The sequence below is a fragment of the Microbacterium sp. A8/3-1 genome, assembly GCF_040267695.1.
GTDB classification, from domain to species: Bacteria; Actinomycetota; Actinomycetes; order Actinomycetales; family Microbacteriaceae; genus Microbacterium; species Microbacterium luteolum.
The window spans coordinates 1,864,382-1,879,917 of the sequence record NZ_CP158357.1 but is presented as its reverse complement, the minus strand read 5'-3'; the positions used below and the strand labels follow the sequence as shown (position 1 = coordinate 1,879,917).

The following is a 15,536-nucleotide window of genomic DNA, read 5'->3' as shown; positions in this document are numbered from 1 at the left end:
CGGCGAGCAGCGTAGAGCAAGGAGACCTTGACAATGGCGTTGAGGCGCAGCACGAAGAGCAAGCTCTATCGGTACATCGTCTACGTGGTGCTGATCGCCGTCGTCGTCTGGGCGGCGGTCAGCACTGACTGGGCGAAGATCGGTCCGCTGTTCTTCAATCCCGAAGTCGCGATCAAGATGTTCCCGGGGATCATCACGACCGCGCTCGTCAACACCCTGTGGTTCACGGCGGTGGCGTTCGTCGCCGGGCTCGTGCTCGGCGTCGTGCTGGCACTGCTCAAGCTGTCGAGCATCGGGCCGTTCCGGTGGATCGCAACGGCGTGGATCGAGCTGTTCCGCGGGCTCCCCGCGATCCTCACGATCTTCGCGGTGGCCTTCATCCTGCCGATCGCGCTCGGCATCTCGGGGCGCGATCTCGGCGGTCCTGTCGTCCTGGGACTGATCGGTCTGATCCTCGTGGCGTCCGCCTACATGGCGGAGACGATCCGCGCCGGCATCCAGGCGGTCCCGAAGGGCCAGACCGAGGCAGCGCGCTCCCTCGGCATGTCGCCCATGAAGACCACCTTCTGGATCATCGTGCCGCAGGGATTCCGGATCATCATCCCGCCGCTGACGAACGAGTTCGTGCTGCTGCTGAAGGACACCTCGCTGCTCTTCGTGGCGGGAACCTTCATCTGGTCGAAGGAGCTCACCAACTTCGCCCGTGACGCGGCGACGCAGAACACGAACGCGACGCCGCTGATCATGGCGGCGATCCTGTACCTGATCGTGACGATCCCCCTCACACGCTTCAGTGCGTGGCTGGAACGACGGATGGCGAAGCAGCGATGATCACCGACCTGATTGATGTGCACGCCCCGGCGATCGACCTGCAGGGGCTCGTGAAGAGCTTCGGCGACAACGAGGTGCTCAAGGGCATCGATCTCACGGTCACCGCCGGCGAGGTCGTCTGCGTGATCGGCCCCTCGGGGTCGGGCAAGTCGACGCTGCTGCGCTCCGTGAACCTGCTCGAGGAGCCGACCGGCGGCAAGGTGCTCATCGAGGGCATCGACATCACCGACCCCGACGTCGACATCGACCGCGTGCGCACGCGCATCGGCATGGTGTTCCAGAGCTTCAACCTGTTCCCGCACCTCGACGTCATGGGCAACCTCATGATCGCGCAGCAGCGCGTGAAGAAGCGCTCCAAGGTCGAGGCCGAGAAGGTCGCGCTCGCGATGCTCGCCCGCGTGGGTCTGGCGGAGAAGGCCGACGCCTATCCGGGGCACCTGTCGGGTGGTCAGCAGCAGCGCGTGGCGATCGCCAGGGCGCTCTGCATGAACCCCGACATGATGCTGTTCGACGAGCCCACCTCGGCGCTCGACCCCGAGCTCGTCGGCGAGGTGCTGCAGGTCATGCGCTCCCTCGCGGACGAGGGCATGACGATGCTCGTCGTCACGCACGAGATGGGCTTCGCCCGTGAGGTCGGCTCACGTCTGATCTTCATGGACGGCGGTCACATCGTCGAGGAGGGCGATCCGCGCGAGGTCCTCGGGAACCCGCAGAACCAGCGCACGAAGGACTTCCTGTCCCGCGTGCTGTGACCCGCTGAGACGAAACGCCTCATGCTCCGCGGAGCATGAGGCGTTTCGCGTGCTGCGGGGCTCCTCGCTCGGCGAGGAGCGAGCTGTCAGACCTCGACGACGTCGGCGCCCGGCGCGTTCTTCTGGACGGACTCGATCCCGTTCTTCGCGGCGGCCTTCGTGGTGTAACTCTCGCTGGTCGCGATGACCTCGCCGTTGCCGGCCTTCAGACGGAAGCGGTACCCGCCGGACTTGTCGGTGTACAGCTCGAACTTGCCTGCCATGGAGGCGTCCTCTCTCTGCTGGGCCGGGAGATCGACCCTTCGCCCTCACGCTATCCCCACCCGTATATCGGAGGGAAGAGGCGGATCACCCGCGCGGATGCACCGCGACGGGCTCCGGAGCGACGGCGATGCGCACGCGGTCGCCGAAGGAGGGATGGATGCCGGGGGCGTGCTGCACGCGGACGAGCTCGCCCGACTCCGTCCGCACGAGTGTGCGTCGCATGCTCCCGAGGAACGTGCTCTCCTCGACCAGCGCGTCGGTCGCGGCATCCGCTTCGGAGGCGAAGTACACGTTCTCGGGCCGCAGGTACACGTCGACCGGACCGTCGGCGGGCGTCTGCAGCGGCAGCGCCTGCCCCCACACCATGACGTGATCGCCCTCGGCGACGCCGGAGACGACGCTCGACAGTCCGACGAACGCCGCGACGCCGGCCGTCGAGGGGGTCGTGTACAGCTGCTCGGGCGAGCCGATCTGCTCGATCCGGCCGGAGTTCATCACCGCGATCCGATCGGAGACGGCCAACGCTTCCTCCTGGTCATGCGTCACGAAGACGGTCGTGATGCCGAGGCGCAGCTGGATGCGGCGGATCTCGTCGCGCAGCTGCACGCGCACCTTCGCGTCGAGGGCCGACAGCGGCTCATCCAGGAGCAGCACCTTGGGCTCGGTGACCAGTGCGCGTGCGAGCGCGACCCGCTGCTGCTGACCGCCGGAGAGCTGATGCGGGAAGCGATCGGCGAAATCCGCGAGACCGACGAGCGCGAGGGCGTCGAGCGAGCGCTTCGCGGCATCCGCCTTGCCGGCTCCACGCCGGCGCAGGCCGAACGCGGTGTTGTCGACCACGCGCAGGTGCGGGAACAGCGAGTAGGACTGGAAGACCATGCCGATGTCGCGCTTGTTCGTCGGCACGCGCGACACGTCTCCGCCGCCGAGCAGCACGGCTCCCTCATCCGCACCCTCGAGCCCGGCGAGCACACGCAGGAGCGTCGTCTTGCCGCAGCCGGACGGGCCGAGCAGCGAGACGAACTCGCCGGGGGCGATGTCGAGGTCGACGCCGTGCAGCACGCGGGTGCCGGCATAGCTCTTCACGATGCCCTGCAGCTCGACACGGGTGCCTTCGCCGGCTTCGGCGAGCAGCACGTTGTCCTTCGTGCGGGGGAGGGCGTGGTCGAGGGTCATGAGCGGGCCTTTCCGGTGCCGCGGGCGACGCGGCCGATGACGAGGAGCAGGACGAAGACGAAGACCAGCGCCAGCAGGGTGAAGATCGCCGGCGCGTACGGGTCCTGCTTCTGGACGACCACCATCGCGGTCTGGAACACCTGGCGGTTCAGGAGCGAGGCGATCGTGAATTCGCCGAGCACGACGGCGATGGAGATGAGCGATGCCGCGAGCAGACCCTGGCGCAGATTCGGAGCGAGCACCTTCAGCACGACCGTCGGCCAGCTCGCCCCGAGGGAGCGGGCGGCCTCGGCGAGCGTGCGCAGATCGGCCGCGTCGATCGAGGCCTGGATGGAGCGGAAGGCGAACGGCAGCACCGTGATGCCGTACGCGAAGGCGAGCGTCCAGGTGCCCGTGCCGAGCGCTCGACCGATCTGCAGGTAGATCGGGGCGAGACCGACGACGAGCACGATCGCCGGGATCGAGATCGGCAGCAGCACGGCGAACTCGAAGGCCGGCTTGATCTTGGGGAACCGCAGGTTCACCAGGATCATCGTCGGTGCCAGCAGGAAGAGGACGATCAGGACGGTGACGAGCGCCAGGATCAGCGAGTTGCCGAGTCCGGTCCAGATCGGCTTGATCGCGGCGGATGCCGCAGGGTCGAACAGTGCGGTCCAGTGCGTGAGGGACATCCCGCCGGACGGATCGCGCAGCGTGAACAGGAACGTCGACACCAGCGGGATGGCGAAGAAGGCACCCACGAGGATGCCGATGACCCAGCGGGTCGCGAGCGAGGGGCCGAGCCGGTTCATGACTGCCACCTCGCGGCTCGGCGCTGGATGAGCGAGTACAGGCCCATCACGACTCCGACGATGAGGATCATGCCGAGCGCGAGCGCCCCGGCGAGGTTCTCCCGACCGAGCACGGTCTCACTGGTGAGGGCGGTGCGGATCTGCAGCGGCACGATCTGCGAGCCCTGGCTGGCGAGAGCCGCGGCGGTCGCATAGGACGAGAAGGCGTTCGCGAACAGCAGCAGCAGGCTGGCGAGGAAAGAGGGCGCGAGCACGGGGATGCCGATGCGCAGCCAGAAGCTCGCGCGGGTGCCGCCGAGAGTGAGGTTCGCCTCGGACCACTGCGGCTTGAGCGCGGCGAGTGCGGGCATGAACGTGATCACCATGAGCGGGATCTGGAAGTAGATGTACGGCAGGATCAGGCCGGGCAGCTCGTACAGCCACGTGCCGTTCGCGTAGATGTCGATCCCGAAGGCGTCCTGGAGGAAGAGCTTGAGGACGCCCTGGATGCCGATCGTCGCGATGAACGCGAACGCCAGCATGACGCCGCCGAATTGCGCGAGCACGCCGGACGCGGCATCCACCATAGAGCGGACCGCGCCTTCGGGGTTCATGCCGAGCAGTGCGTAGCAGACGAGGGCACCGACGAGGGCGCCGACGACGGCGGTCAGCAGGGACAGGCCGGCGGAGTTGGCGAACGTGGTCAGCACGACCGGGTCGGCCAGCGCCGAGACGTTGGTCCAGGTGAAGCTGCCGTCGTCCGCGAAGAAGCCCGAGCCGATCGCCAGGATGGTCGGGACGGCCAGGAAGAGGACGACGTAGGCGGCGAAGGGCACGAGGCCCAGCCAGGCCCACGAAGGCGCGGACCGCCGGGCCCCCGCTTCACGCGAGGACCCGGCGGCGGTGACGGGGACGGACGCCGCGGCATCCGTCCCCGCTACGGAGATCGTCGTCACTGGACGGCCGCGGCCCACTTCTCGCCGAGCAGCGTGCCGGCGTTCGTGGACTGCTCCTCGGTCGGGACGACCGTCTCGGCCGGAACCTCGGGCAGGGCTGCGGCGAGGTCGGCGTCGATCGTGCCGGCCTCGGTCATGGCCTCCATGCGTGCCGGACGTGCGCCGCCCTTGAGCCACAGGTTCTGCACCTCGTCGCTGTAGAGGAACTCCTGCCACAGGCGTGCGGCTGCCGGGTTCGGGGCATCCTTGTTGATCGCCTGGTTGTAGTAGCCGGCGTAACCGGTGCCGTCGAGGACGACGACCTTCCAGTTCTCGTTGTCGGCCGTGTGCGCGGCGTTCAGGTAGTCCCAGTCGAAGACGACCGGGGTCTCGCCGCTGGCGACGGTGGCGGTGGTGACGTCGACCTTGAGCAGGTTGCCGGCCTTCTGCATCTCGGAGAAGAAGTCGATGCCGGGCTGGAAGTCATCGAGCGTGCCGTCGGACTGGACCGTGGCGAGGCCCACCGCGGCGAACGCCGCACCGGCCTGCGTCGGGTCGCCGTTGATCGCGACCGCACCCTTGTAGTCGGCGCTCTTCAGGTCGTCGAGCGATTCGGGGGCGTCGAACTTCGAGGAGTCGTAGCCGATCGACATGTACCCGCCGTAGTCGCCGACGAACAGACCGGTCTTCTCCTTGAGGGCCTCGGGGATGTCGTCCCAGGTCTCGACCTTGTAGGGAGCGAAGGTGTCGGTGTTCTGCAGCGCGACCGTGAGGCCCAGGTCGAACACGTCGGGAGCGGTGTCGAGGCCCTTGTTGGTCTCGGCTGCCTGGATCTCCTCGGCGCTGGAGACATCGGGGGAGGCCTCGTTGATCGTGATCTCCGGGTACTTCTCGGCGAACAGGTCGAGGATCTCGCCGTAGTTCGCCCAGTCGCGGGGGAGCGCGATGACGTTGAGCTGCCCCTCTTCCTTCGCCGCGGCCTCGAGGTCGGCGAACGTGCCGAAGTCGGCGACGGACGTCGCGGATGCCGCGTCGACATCGGAGTCGCCGCCACCGGCGGTGGCGTCAGCAGCGCCGGAGCAGGCGGTGAGCGCGAGTACGGCCGTGGTGGCCAGGGCGATGCCGGCGCCGATGCGCGCGCGGCGGATGTTGCGAGCCATGAATGTCCTCTCGGGTGACCGGCGAAGGCCGGTTCGGGGTTGCGAGAGGACACTATGGGTGCGGAGTTACCGGTCGGCGCGGCGCGGGTGAACGCCGGGTGGCCGGGTGGTGGCGGATCGGATGCCGGTGGCGATCAGTCCTGCGGCACGGCGAACTTGAATCCCTTATGCGACCCGACGTAGCCGAGGTGCTCGTAGAAGCGGTGGGCGTCGATGCGGCTCGCGTCGGATGTGAGCTGCACCATCGCGGCTCCGAGTGCGGGGGCGGCGGAGTCGGATACCCAGCGCATGATCCCCGAGCCGATGCCGGAGGAGCGCAGGTCACTGCGCACGCGCACGGCCTCGACCAGCAGACGGCGCGCGCCACGCCTCGCCATCCCGGGAATCGACGTCAGCTGCAGGGTGCCGACGATCACGCCGTCGAGTTCGGCGACCAGCAGGTCGTTCGACGGATCGGCGAGGATCTCGACGAGCCCCACGACGTACGCGGGACGGTCTTCTTCGGATGCCACATCGCCGCGTGCCGCGCTGATCGGATCGTCCGCGAGCAAGGCGATGACGGCATCCGCGTCGTTCGGTGTCGCCCTGCGCACGGTCGCTTCGCCCAGGCGGGAGTCGATCGGGTGCGGGAGGGGGAGTGCGTCGAGCATGGTCCCAGTCTGACATCCTGAGGGGATGGACATCGGCGCACTCCTCGGGCTCGAGCAGCTCACCTGGGGGATGCTGATCCTCGTCGTCGTGGCGGCTTTCGCGGCGGGCTGGATCGACGCCGTCGTCGGAGGCGGAGGCCTGCTCCAGCTGCCCGCTCTGCTGCTGATCCCGGGCATCGCGCCGATCCAGGCGCTCGCGACGAACAAGCTCGCGTCGGTCTTCGGCACGGCGACCAGCAGCGTCACGTACTATCGGCGGGCGAAACCCGACATCCGCACGGCTCTTCCGATGGCAGGGATCGCGCTCGCCGGATCCTTCGGCGGCGCCGCCGTGGCGACGATCCTGCCGCCGGCCGCCTTCAAGCCCATCATCGTGGTGGCGCTGCTGGCCGTCGCTCTGTTCACCGCGTTCAAGCCGCAGATGGGCGCGGCGACGAAGCTGCGATTCCAGGGGCACAAGCATCACGTCATGGCGGGGGTCGCGGGGCTCGCGATCGGCTTCTACGACGGCATGATCGGCCCGGGAACCGGCACGTTCCTCGTGATCACCCTCGTGGCGCTGCTCGGCTACGACTTCCTGCAGGCGAGCGCCAAAGCCAAGATCGTGAACTTCGCGACGAACGCGGGCGCGCTGCTGCTCTTCATCCCGAACGGATCGGTGCTCTGGCTGCTCGGCGGCATCCTCGCGGTGGCGAATGTGGCCGGCAGCTACCTCGGCTCGCGGATGGCGATCTCACGAGGCACGACGTTCATCCGTGTGGTGTTCCTCGTCGTCGTCATCGGCCTGATCGGCAAGCTCGGCTTCGACGTCTGGAACGAGAACATCGCGCCCGCGCTCGCGTTGATCTGACCGTCACCGTATGTTGCTGACCCTGCCCGGGGTTGCTGAGCCTTGCCCTGGGTTGCTGAGCCTGTCGAAGCACCCGTGACGGGCCCTTCGACAGGCTCAGGGACCCAGGTCATGCGGGCCCTTCGACAGGCTCAGGGACCCAGGTCCGTCCCCGCTTGGGTCAGGCCTCGTCGTCCTCGGGCTCGAAGTCGACGCCGGCCTCGGCGCGCTGCGCCGGGGTGATCGGCGCAGGAGCGGCGGTCAGCGGGTCGAAGCCGTTGCCGGACTTCGGGAAGGCGATGACCTCGCGGATCGAGTCGGTCTTCGACAGGTGCTGCAGCACGCGGTCCATGCCGAGCGCGATCCCACCGTGCGGCGGGGCGCCGAACTTGAACGCGTCGAGGAGGAATCCGAACTGCTCGTCGGCCTGCTCGTCGCTGATGCCCATGACCTCGAACACGCGCTTCTGCACGTCTTCGCGGTGGATGCGGATCGAGCCTCCGCCGAGCTCCGAGCCGTTGCACACGATGTCGTACGCGTAGGCCAGCGCAGAGCCGGGGTCGATGTCGAACGTGTCGGCGAACTCCGGCTTCGGACCCGTGAATGCGTGGTGCACGGCGGTCCAGGCGCCGGCGCCGACGGCGACGTCGCCCGAGGCGACGGCATCCGCCGCAGGCTCGAACATCGGGGCGTCGACGACCCAGGTGAACGCGAATTCGTCGGGGTTCAGGTACTCGAGGCGACGGCCGATCTCGACGCGTGCGGCGCCGAGCAGCGCGCGGCTCTCCTTGGTGGAACCAGCGGCGAAGAAGACGCAGTCGCCGGGCTCCGCGCCGACGAAGGCCGCGAGGCCCGCCTGCTCGGCCTCGGACAGGTTCTTCGCGGCGGGGCCGCCGAGCGAGCCGTCCTCGTTGAAGAGCACGTAGGCGAGTCCGCGGGCGCCGCGCTGCTTCGCCCAGTCCTGCCAGGCGTCGAGCTGCTTGCGGGGCTGGCTCGCGCCGCCCGGCATCCGCACCGCTCCGACGTACTCCGCCTGGAAGACGCGGAAGGGCGTCTCCGCGAAGTACTCGGTCGCCTCGATCAGCTCGAGTCCGAAGCGCAGGTCGGGCTTGTCGGAGCCGTACTTCGCCATGGCGTCGGCGTAGGTCAGGCGCGGCAGCGGGGTCGAGACCTCGACGCCGATGGTCTTCCACATCGCCACGACGAGCGACTCCATCAGCGCGATGACGTCTTCCTGGTCGACGAAGCTCATCTCGATGTCGAGCTGCGTGAACTCCGGCTGGCGGTCGGCGCGGAAGTCCTCATCGCGGTAGCAGCGTGCGATCTGGAAGTACTTCTCGACACCGCCGACCATCAGCAGCTGCTTGAACAGCTGCGGCGACTGCGGCAGGGCGTACCAGCTGCCGGGGCTCAGGCGCGCAGGCACCAGGAAGTCGCGGGCGCCCTCGGGCGTCGAGCGCGTGAGCGTCGGGGTCTCCACCTCGGTGAAGTCCTCGGCGTGCAGCACGTCGCGGATCGCCTTGTAGACGTTCGAGCGCAGGCGCAGGTTCGACGCCTGAGCCGGGCGGCGCAGGTCGAGGTAGCGGTACTTGAGGCGCGCCTCTTCACCGACCGTCTCGGTGTCGGCGACGGCCGTCGACACCTGGAACGGCAGCGGCGCGGACTCGTTCAGAACCACGACGTCGCTCGCGATGAGCTCGATCTCGCCGGTCGGCAGGTTCGGGTTCGCGTTGCCGTCGGGGCGCCGCGAGACCTCGCCGGTCACCTGCAGCACGAACTCGTTGCGCAGCGGATGGGCGATCTCCTCGTCGCGGATCACGACCTGGGCGATGCCCGACGCATCCCGCAGATCGATGAAGGCGACTCCTCCGTGATCACGACGGCGATCGACCCAACCCGAGAGGGTGACGGTCTGACCGATGTGCTCGGCTCGCAGTGAGCCTGCCGAGTGGGTGCGAAGCACGGAGGATTCCTTCTGATCTGGGAAATGGCGAACCCGCCCAGTCTACGGGCGCGAGAACACGCGACGATGCGGGGTGGGCGTTGCCACCACGACGAGTCGAGCGCAGTCGCTAGACTCACGCCGAAAGCCACGGACGGTACGAGGGACCGTCGGGTGAACAGTGAGGGAGAACCATGGATTCCAACATGCTCAGCGAGCAGGTCTTCAATACGAGCTCGGTCGTCATCTCGGTGATCTACTACCTGATCTACGCGATCACGATGTGGAAGGTCTTCTCGAAGGCGGGATACCCGGGCATCCTCGCGCTGATCCCGATCGTCAACTGGGTGATCCTGGTCAAGATCGCCGGCATGTCGGGCTGGGCGGCTCTGCTCTACCTGATCCCGATCGTCAACATCGTCTTCGCGATCGTCGTCGCCATCAAGGAAGGCAAGAACTTCGGAAAGGGCGGAGTCTTCTCCTTCTTCCTGCTGTGGCTGTTCCCCTTCATCGGCCACCTGATCATCGGCTTCGGCTCGGCCCAGTACAACAAGGTCTGATGCCGGGAGAACGCCTGCATCTCGTCAGACACGGTGAGGTGCACAATCCTCATCGCGTGCTCTACGGGCGGCTGCCGGACTATCACCTGAGTGAAGCCGGCCGGCGGATGGCGAGGGCGGCGGCGGACCATGTCGCCGCCCTCGACCGGCCGATCGCGGCACTGTACTCCTCGCCGCTCGAGCGTGCACAGGAGTCGGCCGAGCCGTTCGCCGAGCGGTTCGATCTCGTGCCGGAGATCGAGATCCGTCTGATCGAGCCGACGAACGTCTTCGAGGGCACGCAGATGCGACGCTCGCTGATGAACCCGCTCAACTGGTGGCACCTGCGTCAACCGGCGACCCCCAGCTGGGGCGAGCCGTACGCGTCGATCGCCGAGCGGATGCTGGGCGTCATGGACGAAGCGTGGGATGCCGCCGACAGCGGCGATGTCGTGATGGTGTCGCACCAGGCTCCGATCTGGATCACGCACCTTCGCGTGGCAGGTCTTCCGCTCCGTCATGATCCGCGCACGCGGCGCTGCGCGCTGTCGAGCGTGACCTCGTTCGAGCGGGTCGGCGACGTCTGGCGCGAGGTCACCTATGCCGAGCCTGCGGCGACCGATGGGGCGGTGGACGTCGGGGCGGTGTGACCCGCAGGCGACGCCCACCGGATGCCGGGAGCTGTCCACCCCATGCATAGGAACCCGCACGTAAACTGGGAATCGTGCCATCCGCGAATTGGGTCCCCGAGCCCGTCGAAGGTTCGATCCGCAGCGGCCGCCCCTCCCGCACTCGCTTGCCGCGCCGTGCGCTCGGAGTCGCGCTCGCCGCGGTCTTCGCCGTCGGCTTGAGCGCCTGCGCTCCCGATCCGGTCAGCGAATCCTTCCTCAGCGGGGACAACACCGGCTACGTCGCCGCCGACGGTGCGATCGTCGAGATCCCCGAGGCCGAGCGCGGAGAGCCTGTGGACTTCGGCGGCGTCACCGAGACCGGCGACACCTTCGACAGCGCCGACCTCGCGGGTCAGGTCACCGTGGTCAACTTCTGGTACGCGGGGTGCGCACCCTGCCGGGTCGAAGCCGCCGCGCTGGAGAGTGTCTGGCAGGAGCACGAGGGCGACGGCGTCTCGTTCGTGGGCATCAACACCCGCGACCAGGCCGACACCGCCGTCGCGTTCGCCGAGGAGTACGGCATCACCTACCCGAGCCTGATCGACGTCGACACCGCCGAGGCCAAGCTCGCCTTCGCCGAGGTCACCCCGATCGCCGCCACGCCGACGACGCTGGTCCTCGACAAGCAGGGCCGCGTCGCCGCCCGCATCATCGGCCCGATCGACGGCACCTCGATCCTCTCCACGCTCGTCAAGGACGCGCTCGCGGAGACCACGTGACCGCCTCGGGAGCGCTGTGAACACCGAGACGATCATCGGATCCGGCGCCCTCTGGCTCGCGATCCCGGTGGCCATGCTGGCGGGGCTCGTGTCGTTCCTGTCCCCGTGCGTGCTGCCGCTCGTGCCCGGCTATCTCGGATTCCTCGGGGGTGCTGTGGCGCCGCGCGGCGTGACGTCGGAGGGCGCCCTTCGACAGGCTCAGGGACCCAGCCGTGCGACGGCTGAGGCTCCCACGCGGGGGCGGCTCGTGCTCGGGGTGCTGCTGTTCGTCCTCGGGTTCAGCATCGTCTTCATCCTCTACACCGTGCTCGGCGGCACGGCAGGTGTCTTCCTGCTGCGGTGGGGCGACCTGATCACGCGCATCCTCGGCGTGGTCATCATCGCGATGGGGCTGGTGTTCCTCGGAGTGTTCGGCTTCGCCCAGCGCGAGTTCCGGTTCCACGTCGACTCGAAGGTCGGCATCGCGGGCGCTCCGCTGCTGGGTATCGCGCTCGGCATCGGCTGGGCTCCCTGCATGGGGCCGACGCTCGCCGCGATCGTCGCACTGTCGTTCAACGCCGGCGACCCCGTGCGGGCGGGCTTCCTCGGACTCGCCTACTCCCTCGGCCTCGGCATCCCGTTCCTGCTCGTCGCTCTCGGCTTCGGCTGGGCGACCAAGGCGATCGGATTCCTGCGCCGGCACATCCGCGTCGTGAACATCATCGGGGGCGTGCTGCTCGTCGTCCTCGGCATCCTGATGGTGACAGGGCTGTGGACCGACATCATGTCCCGGCTGACGGCGGTGATCGGCAGTGTCATCCTCCCGCTCTGAGACCGACGCAACGAAGAACAAGGATGCCGTGAACAGCGACACCACCAGCGATCCGCTCCGCCCGTCCGACCACGTCGACGGCGATGACACGATCACGCAGCCGCGCCTCGGCCTCGTCGGCTGGCTCCGGTGGGGGTGGCGACAGCTCACCTCGATGCGCACCGCACTGATCCTGCTGCTCGTGCTCGCGATCGCGGCGATCCCCGGCTCGATCTTCCCGCAGCGGATGGCGGACCCGAACGGCGTCACGCAGTGGCAGCGCGACAACCCCGACCTCTTCCCGGTGCTCGACGCGCTGAAGCTGTTCGACGTCTATCTGTCGCCGTGGTTCTCGGCGATCTACCTGCTGCTGTTCGCCTCGCTGGTCGGCTGCGTCATCCCGCGCATCAAACACCATGCGAAGGCGCTGCGTGCCCGCCCGCCACGCACGCCCGCGCGGCTGCAGCGGCTCGAGGACTACCGCGCAGTGGTGCGGGACCCTTCGGGCCCCGGGGCCCAGGGGGATGCTGAGGCCGCAGCATCCGCGTCGATCGATGTCGCGACGAAGCAGCTCAAGGCCCTCGGCTACCGCGTCGAGCGCTACGACCGCGGCCGCACCTTCTCCGTGTCGGCCGAACGCGGCTACTGGCGCGAGACGGGCAACCTGCTCTTCCACCTGGCGCTCGTCGGCGTGCTGGTCACCGTGGGCATCGGCGGCGGGTTCTCGTACACAGGACAGCGCGTGCTCGTCGAGGGCGAGACGTTCGCGAACACGCTGGTCGACTACGACTCGATGAACCGCGGGCGCTTCGTGGGCGACGACGCGCTCGCGCCGTACTCGATGCGGCTCGACTCGTTCGACGTGTCCTACCAGCCGTTCGGCGAGCCCGGCTCCGGGCAGGCGGGCAACTTCTCCGCGAACATGACCGTGCAGGAGAAGGGCGATGAGCGCACCGGCGCCGTGAAGGTCAACGAACCCCTCGCGGTGGCCGACGACGACGTCTTCCTGCTCGGCAACGGCTACGCCCCGACCGTCACGGTGCGCGACCCCGACGGCGAGGTCGTCTTCACGAACAGCACGCCGTTCCTCCCGCAGGACAACAACATGACGTCGCTCGGCGTCCTCAAGATCCCGGACGGGCTCGCGGAGCAGGTCGGCCTGGTCGGCTTCTTCTATCCGACGACGGGCATCCTCGAGAGCGGTGCGTTCTTCTCCGCCTACGGCGACCTGACCAACCCCACGCTGACCCTCGACGTCTACACCGGCGATCTGGGCATCAACGACGGCGTCCCTCGCTCGGTCTACGTGCTCGACACCACCGGGATGACCAAGCTGACCGGACGCACCACCGATGTCGAGTCGATCGAGCTCACGCCGGGCGAGACGGCCGAGCTCCCGAACGGCCTCGGCAGCGTCACGTTCGACGACGAGTCGCCGGCGGGGGCCACCGACGCCTCCGAGTCCGTCAAGCGGTTCGCGTCGCTGCAGATCCACCGCGACGACTCCGGCCCGTGGGTGCTCGGCTTCGCGCTGCTCGCCCTCGCGGGCCTCATGATCGCGCTGTTCGTCCCCCGACGCCGTGTCTGGGTCAAGGCCACGGCCGACGGCGGCGCCGTGAACCTCGAGTACGCCGCGCTCGCCCGGGGCGAGGACCCGACCCTCGCCGGCGCCGTCGACGACCTCGTCGCCGGTCACGCGCGTCTGCTCGACGCGGCGGGCGGCACGATCGCCCGCGAATCCCAGGACGACGCCGATCCGTCCACGGAGCAGCAGCCCCCGGCATCCGATTCCCCGAAAGTAGACTGACACCATGCTCGAGCTCAACGAGATCTCGCCGATCCTGCTCTGGACGGCGATCGCGATCTACGCGGCCGCCTTCGTGGCATTCGCCTTCGATCTCGCGCGCCGGTCCGAGGTCTCGGCGGATGCGCAGACCGTCCGCGAGTCCGTACTCGTCGGCGCCGGCAGGGGAGCGGCCGTCGCGGCATCCGGTGCGGCATCCGGGGCAGACGTCAAGCCGCAGCGGTTCGTGATGGCGCGGATCGGCACCTCGCTCACCGTGCTCGCCTTCGCCTTCCATCTCGGGGCGACCCTGACTCGCGGCATCGCGGCCGGACGCGTGCCGTGGGCGAACCTCTACGAGTTCGCGATGATCGGCACGCTGCTCATCGTCGCGGTCTTCCTCGTGGTGCTGACGCGCATCGATCTGCGCTTCCTCGGCACGTTCATCACGGGTCTGGTCGTGGTGCTCCTCGGCCTCGCGGCGACGAACTTCTACGTCGAGATCTCTCCGCTCATGGACCCGCTGAAGAGCGTGTGGCTCGTCATCCACGTGTTCGTGGCATCGCTCGCGACCGCGTTCTTCGCCCTCGCATTCGCCCTCTCGGTCATCCAGCTCATGCAGTCGCGACGGGAGCGGCTCGTCTCGGAGGGCGCCGAGAAGACCGGCCCCGGCTTCCTCCGCACGTTCCCTTCCGCCGAGCGGCTCGAGAGCATGGCATACCGCTTCACGATCATCGGGTTCATCCTCTGGACCTTCACCCTGATCGCCGGCTCGATCTGGGCGTACTACGCGTGGAGCCGCTTCTGGGGCTTCGATGTGAAGGAGACCTGGACCTTCGTGATCTGGGTCATCTACGCCGGATACATCCACGCGCGTGCGACCCGCGGGTGGCGCGGCAACCCCTCGGCATGGCTCGCCATCGTCGGATTCTCGGCCGTGATCTTCAACTTCACGATCGTCAACGTGTTCTTCAAGGGGCTGCACGCGTACTCCGGCCTGAGCTGAGCCCGGTTCCGTTCGGCTTGCGCTCGCTCTCGGAAAACGGAGAGCGGATGCCGTCGCCTCGGCGCGCCGAACGGGGACACGCCCAGTCATCCGCGAATGGTCTGGGTTTCCCAAGCCTCAGCGGCCGAGGGGGATGAGCTCCGCGTGCTCGGTGCCGTCCTGGTACCAGACCAGTTCCGCCTCGACGATCGTCTCGGTGGGCTTGCGTCCGAGCTCGCTCACCGACGCCTCACGGAAGTCCTCCCACACCGCGGGCTCGAGTGACCGGCCGTAGACGACGGAGAGGTGGAACGTCCAGTCGTCGACGCTGAGCTCGTCGAGTCGCCGGAAGTCCGTGTGCTCCAGAGCCGCGCTCAGGCTCGCATAGGCCGAGACGAGCGAAGCGGTGCGGGCGAGGCGCACGATCAGGACCTGCCAGGGTGCGGGGAAGGCATCGACGGCCTCGGCCGTCACCTCGATCGGATGCTGGTCCGCCGCCCACCGGCGGATCAGAGCCGCCAGTTCCGCCCGGCGATCGGGTTCGGCGAACGCCCGCAGAGTGGCGTGCTCGGTGCGCGGGTGCCGGATGTCTCCGCCGAAGCGCGCGAGCGCGGCATCCTGCACCTCTCGGAAGAGCGAGGCGACGCCGATCGTCGGACGCAGCACGAGATACTGCTGCCCCTCCAGCGAGGCGAGCTGATCGGGTGTGTCCATGAACGGTCGGCGCATGACGCGAGCTT

16 protein-coding genes and 1 pseudogene are annotated in these 15,536 nt (G+C 68.3%); 9 read left to right on the top strand and 8 right to left on the bottom strand.

All coding sequences use genetic code 11. The features are described from left to right. The first annotated feature begins 33 nt into the window (after window positions 1-33). Together ABS642_RS09270 and ABS642_RS09265 are read left to right on the top strand one after the other, a co-directional pair. Window positions 34-831 carry an amino acid ABC transporter permease gene (locus tag ABS642_RS09270; protein ID WP_350353091.1) on the top strand — a complete coding sequence of 266 codons (798 nt, stop codon included), beginning with the start codon at window positions 34-36 and terminating at the stop codon, window positions 829-831. Continuing rightward, window positions 828-1,583, top strand: coding sequence for an amino acid ABC transporter ATP-binding protein (locus ABS642_RS09265; RefSeq protein WP_282217520.1), 756 nt, complete (start codon window positions 828-830; stop codon window positions 1,581-1,583). The genes ABS642_RS09270 and ABS642_RS09265 overlap by 4 nt, the downstream gene beginning before the upstream one ends. 113 nt (window positions 1,584-1,696) lie before the next feature. Here the strand turns inward: ABS642_RS09265 and ABS642_RS09260 are convergent. The 6 genes and pseudogenes from ABS642_RS09260 to ABS642_RS09235 form a co-directional block, all read right to left on the bottom strand. Beyond that, a pseudogene (locus tag ABS642_RS09260) lies at window positions 1,697-1,846 on the bottom strand (DUF1508 domain-containing protein); the annotation flags it as partial. Between the two features lie 85 nt (window positions 1,847-1,931). Then, window positions 1,932-3,023 carry an ABC transporter ATP-binding protein gene (locus ABS642_RS09255; protein ID WP_282214368.1) on the bottom strand — a complete coding sequence of 364 codons (1,092 nt, stop codon included), beginning with the start codon at window positions 3,021-3,023 and terminating at the stop codon, window positions 1,932-1,934. After that, window positions 3,020-3,814, bottom strand: coding sequence for an ABC transporter permease subunit (locus ABS642_RS09250; protein WP_350353090.1), 795 nt, complete (start codon window positions 3,812-3,814; stop codon window positions 3,020-3,022). Before ABS642_RS09250 ends, ABS642_RS09255 begins: the two co-directional genes overlap by 4 nt. After that, on the bottom strand, window positions 3,811-4,749 hold the full coding sequence (locus tag ABS642_RS09245) for an ABC transporter permease (protein WP_282214366.1): 939 nt from the start codon (window positions 4,747-4,749) through the stop codon (window positions 3,811-3,813). The genes ABS642_RS09250 and ABS642_RS09245 overlap by 4 nt, the downstream gene beginning before the upstream one ends. Further along, window positions 4,746-5,888 carry an extracellular solute-binding protein gene (locus ABS642_RS09240; protein WP_282214365.1) on the bottom strand — a complete coding sequence of 381 codons (1,143 nt, stop codon included), beginning with the start codon at window positions 5,886-5,888 and terminating at the stop codon, window positions 4,746-4,748. Before ABS642_RS09240 ends, ABS642_RS09245 begins: the two co-directional genes overlap by 4 nt. Window positions 5,889-6,022: 134 nt before the next feature. Continuing rightward, a complete protein-coding gene (locus ABS642_RS09235) occupies window positions 6,023-6,538 on the bottom strand; it encodes a GNAT family N-acetyltransferase (RefSeq protein ID WP_350353089.1) in 516 nt (171 codons plus the stop codon). Window positions 6,539-6,563: 25 nt separating this feature from the next. On the opposite strand from ABS642_RS09235, the gene ABS642_RS09230 reads away from it, so the two are divergent. Next, entirely contained in the window at window positions 6,564-7,388 is an 825-nt protein-coding gene (locus ABS642_RS09230) for a TSUP family transporter (protein ID WP_350353088.1), read from the top strand. Between the two features lie 160 nt (window positions 7,389-7,548). Here ABS642_RS09230 and aspS read toward each other — a convergent pair whose 3' ends face one another. Further along, the gene (aspS, locus tag ABS642_RS09225) at window positions 7,549-9,330 is read right to left on the bottom strand and encodes an aspartate--tRNA ligase (RefSeq protein ID WP_350353087.1); all 1,782 of its coding nucleotides are present in this window, start codon (window positions 9,328-9,330) and stop codon (window positions 7,549-7,551) included. A 173-nt stretch (window positions 9,331-9,503) separates the two neighbouring features. Here aspS and ABS642_RS09220 point away from each other — a divergent pair, with 173 nt between their 5' ends. From ABS642_RS09220 to ccsB, 6 genes are all read left to right on the top strand, one after another. Then, window positions 9,504-9,869 (top strand): DUF5684 domain-containing protein, encoded by a 366-nt coding sequence (locus ABS642_RS09220; RefSeq protein WP_282214361.1) that lies wholly within the window; start codon window positions 9,504-9,506, stop codon window positions 9,867-9,869. After that, window positions 9,869-10,498 (top strand): histidine phosphatase family protein, encoded by a 630-nt coding sequence (locus ABS642_RS09215; protein ID WP_350353086.1) that lies wholly within the window; start codon window positions 9,869-9,871, stop codon window positions 10,496-10,498. Before ABS642_RS09220 ends, ABS642_RS09215 begins: the two co-directional genes overlap by 1 nt. A 146-nt stretch (window positions 10,499-10,644) precedes the next feature. Further along, window positions 10,645-11,238 carry a TlpA disulfide reductase family protein gene (locus ABS642_RS09210; RefSeq protein WP_350353418.1) on the top strand — a complete coding sequence of 198 codons (594 nt, stop codon included), beginning with the start codon at window positions 10,645-10,647 and terminating at the stop codon, window positions 11,236-11,238. Window positions 11,239-11,254: 16 nt separating this feature from the next. Next, the gene (locus tag ABS642_RS09205; RefSeq protein ID WP_350353085.1) at window positions 11,255-12,049 is read left to right on the top strand and encodes a cytochrome c biogenesis CcdA family protein; all 795 of its coding nucleotides are present in this window, start codon (window positions 11,255-11,257) and stop codon (window positions 12,047-12,049) included. 28 nt (window positions 12,050-12,077) lie between these two features. Beyond that, the gene (locus tag ABS642_RS09200; RefSeq protein ID WP_350353084.1) at window positions 12,078-13,835 is read left to right on the top strand and encodes a cytochrome c biogenesis protein ResB; all 1,758 of its coding nucleotides are present in this window, start codon (window positions 12,078-12,080) and stop codon (window positions 13,833-13,835) included. Window positions 13,836-13,839: 4 nt separating this feature from the next. Next, the gene (ccsB, locus tag ABS642_RS09195; protein WP_350353083.1) at window positions 13,840-14,817 is read left to right on the top strand and encodes a c-type cytochrome biogenesis protein CcsB; all 978 of its coding nucleotides are present in this window, start codon (window positions 13,840-13,842) and stop codon (window positions 14,815-14,817) included. 117 nt (window positions 14,818-14,934) lie between these two features. Here ccsB and ABS642_RS09190 read toward each other — a convergent pair whose 3' ends face one another. Then, window positions 14,935-15,525 (bottom strand): 2'-5' RNA ligase family protein, encoded by a 591-nt coding sequence (locus ABS642_RS09190; RefSeq protein WP_350353082.1) that lies wholly within the window; start codon window positions 15,523-15,525, stop codon window positions 14,935-14,937. Between the last annotated feature and the right edge of the window lie 11 nt (window positions 15,526-15,536).

What these genes read in the sequence shown, in the direction of transcription:
- ABS642_RS09270 (WP_350353091.1), top strand. Translation starts at nt 34, where the DNA reads ATGGCGTTGAGGCGCAGCACGAAGAGCAAGCTCTATCGGTACATCGTC.
- ABS642_RS09265 (WP_282217520.1), top strand. Translation starts at nt 828, where the DNA reads ATGATCACCGACCTGATTGATGTGCACGCCCCGGCGATCGACCTGCAG.
- ABS642_RS09255 (WP_282214368.1), bottom strand. Translation starts at nt 3,023, where the DNA reads ATGACCCTCGACCACGCCCTCCCCCGCACGAAGGACAACGTGCTGCTC.
- ABS642_RS09250 (WP_350353090.1), bottom strand. Translation starts at nt 3,814, where the DNA reads ATGAACCGGCTCGGCCCCTCGCTCGCGACCCGCTGGGTCATCGGCATC.
- ABS642_RS09240 (WP_282214365.1), bottom strand. Translation starts at nt 5,888, where the DNA reads ATGGCTCGCAACATCCGCCGCGCGCGCATCGGCGCCGGCATCGCCCTG.
- ABS642_RS09235 (WP_350353089.1), bottom strand. Translation starts at nt 6,538, where the DNA reads ATGCTCGACGCACTCCCCCTCCCGCACCCGATCGACTCCCGCCTGGGC.
- ABS642_RS09230 (WP_350353088.1), top strand. Translation starts at nt 6,564, where the DNA reads ATGGACATCGGCGCACTCCTCGGGCTCGAGCAGCTCACCTGGGGGATG.
- ABS642_RS09220 (WP_282214361.1), top strand. Translation starts at nt 9,504, where the DNA reads ATGGATTCCAACATGCTCAGCGAGCAGGTCTTCAATACGAGCTCGGTC.
- ABS642_RS09215 (WP_350353086.1), top strand. Translation starts at nt 9,869, where the DNA reads ATGCCGGGAGAACGCCTGCATCTCGTCAGACACGGTGAGGTGCACAAT.
- ccsB (WP_350353083.1), top strand. Translation starts at nt 13,840, where the DNA reads ATGCTCGAGCTCAACGAGATCTCGCCGATCCTGCTCTGGACGGCGATC.
- ABS642_RS09190 (WP_350353082.1), bottom strand. Translation starts at nt 15,525, where the DNA reads ATGCGCCGACCGTTCATGGACACACCCGATCAGCTCGCCTCGCTGGAG.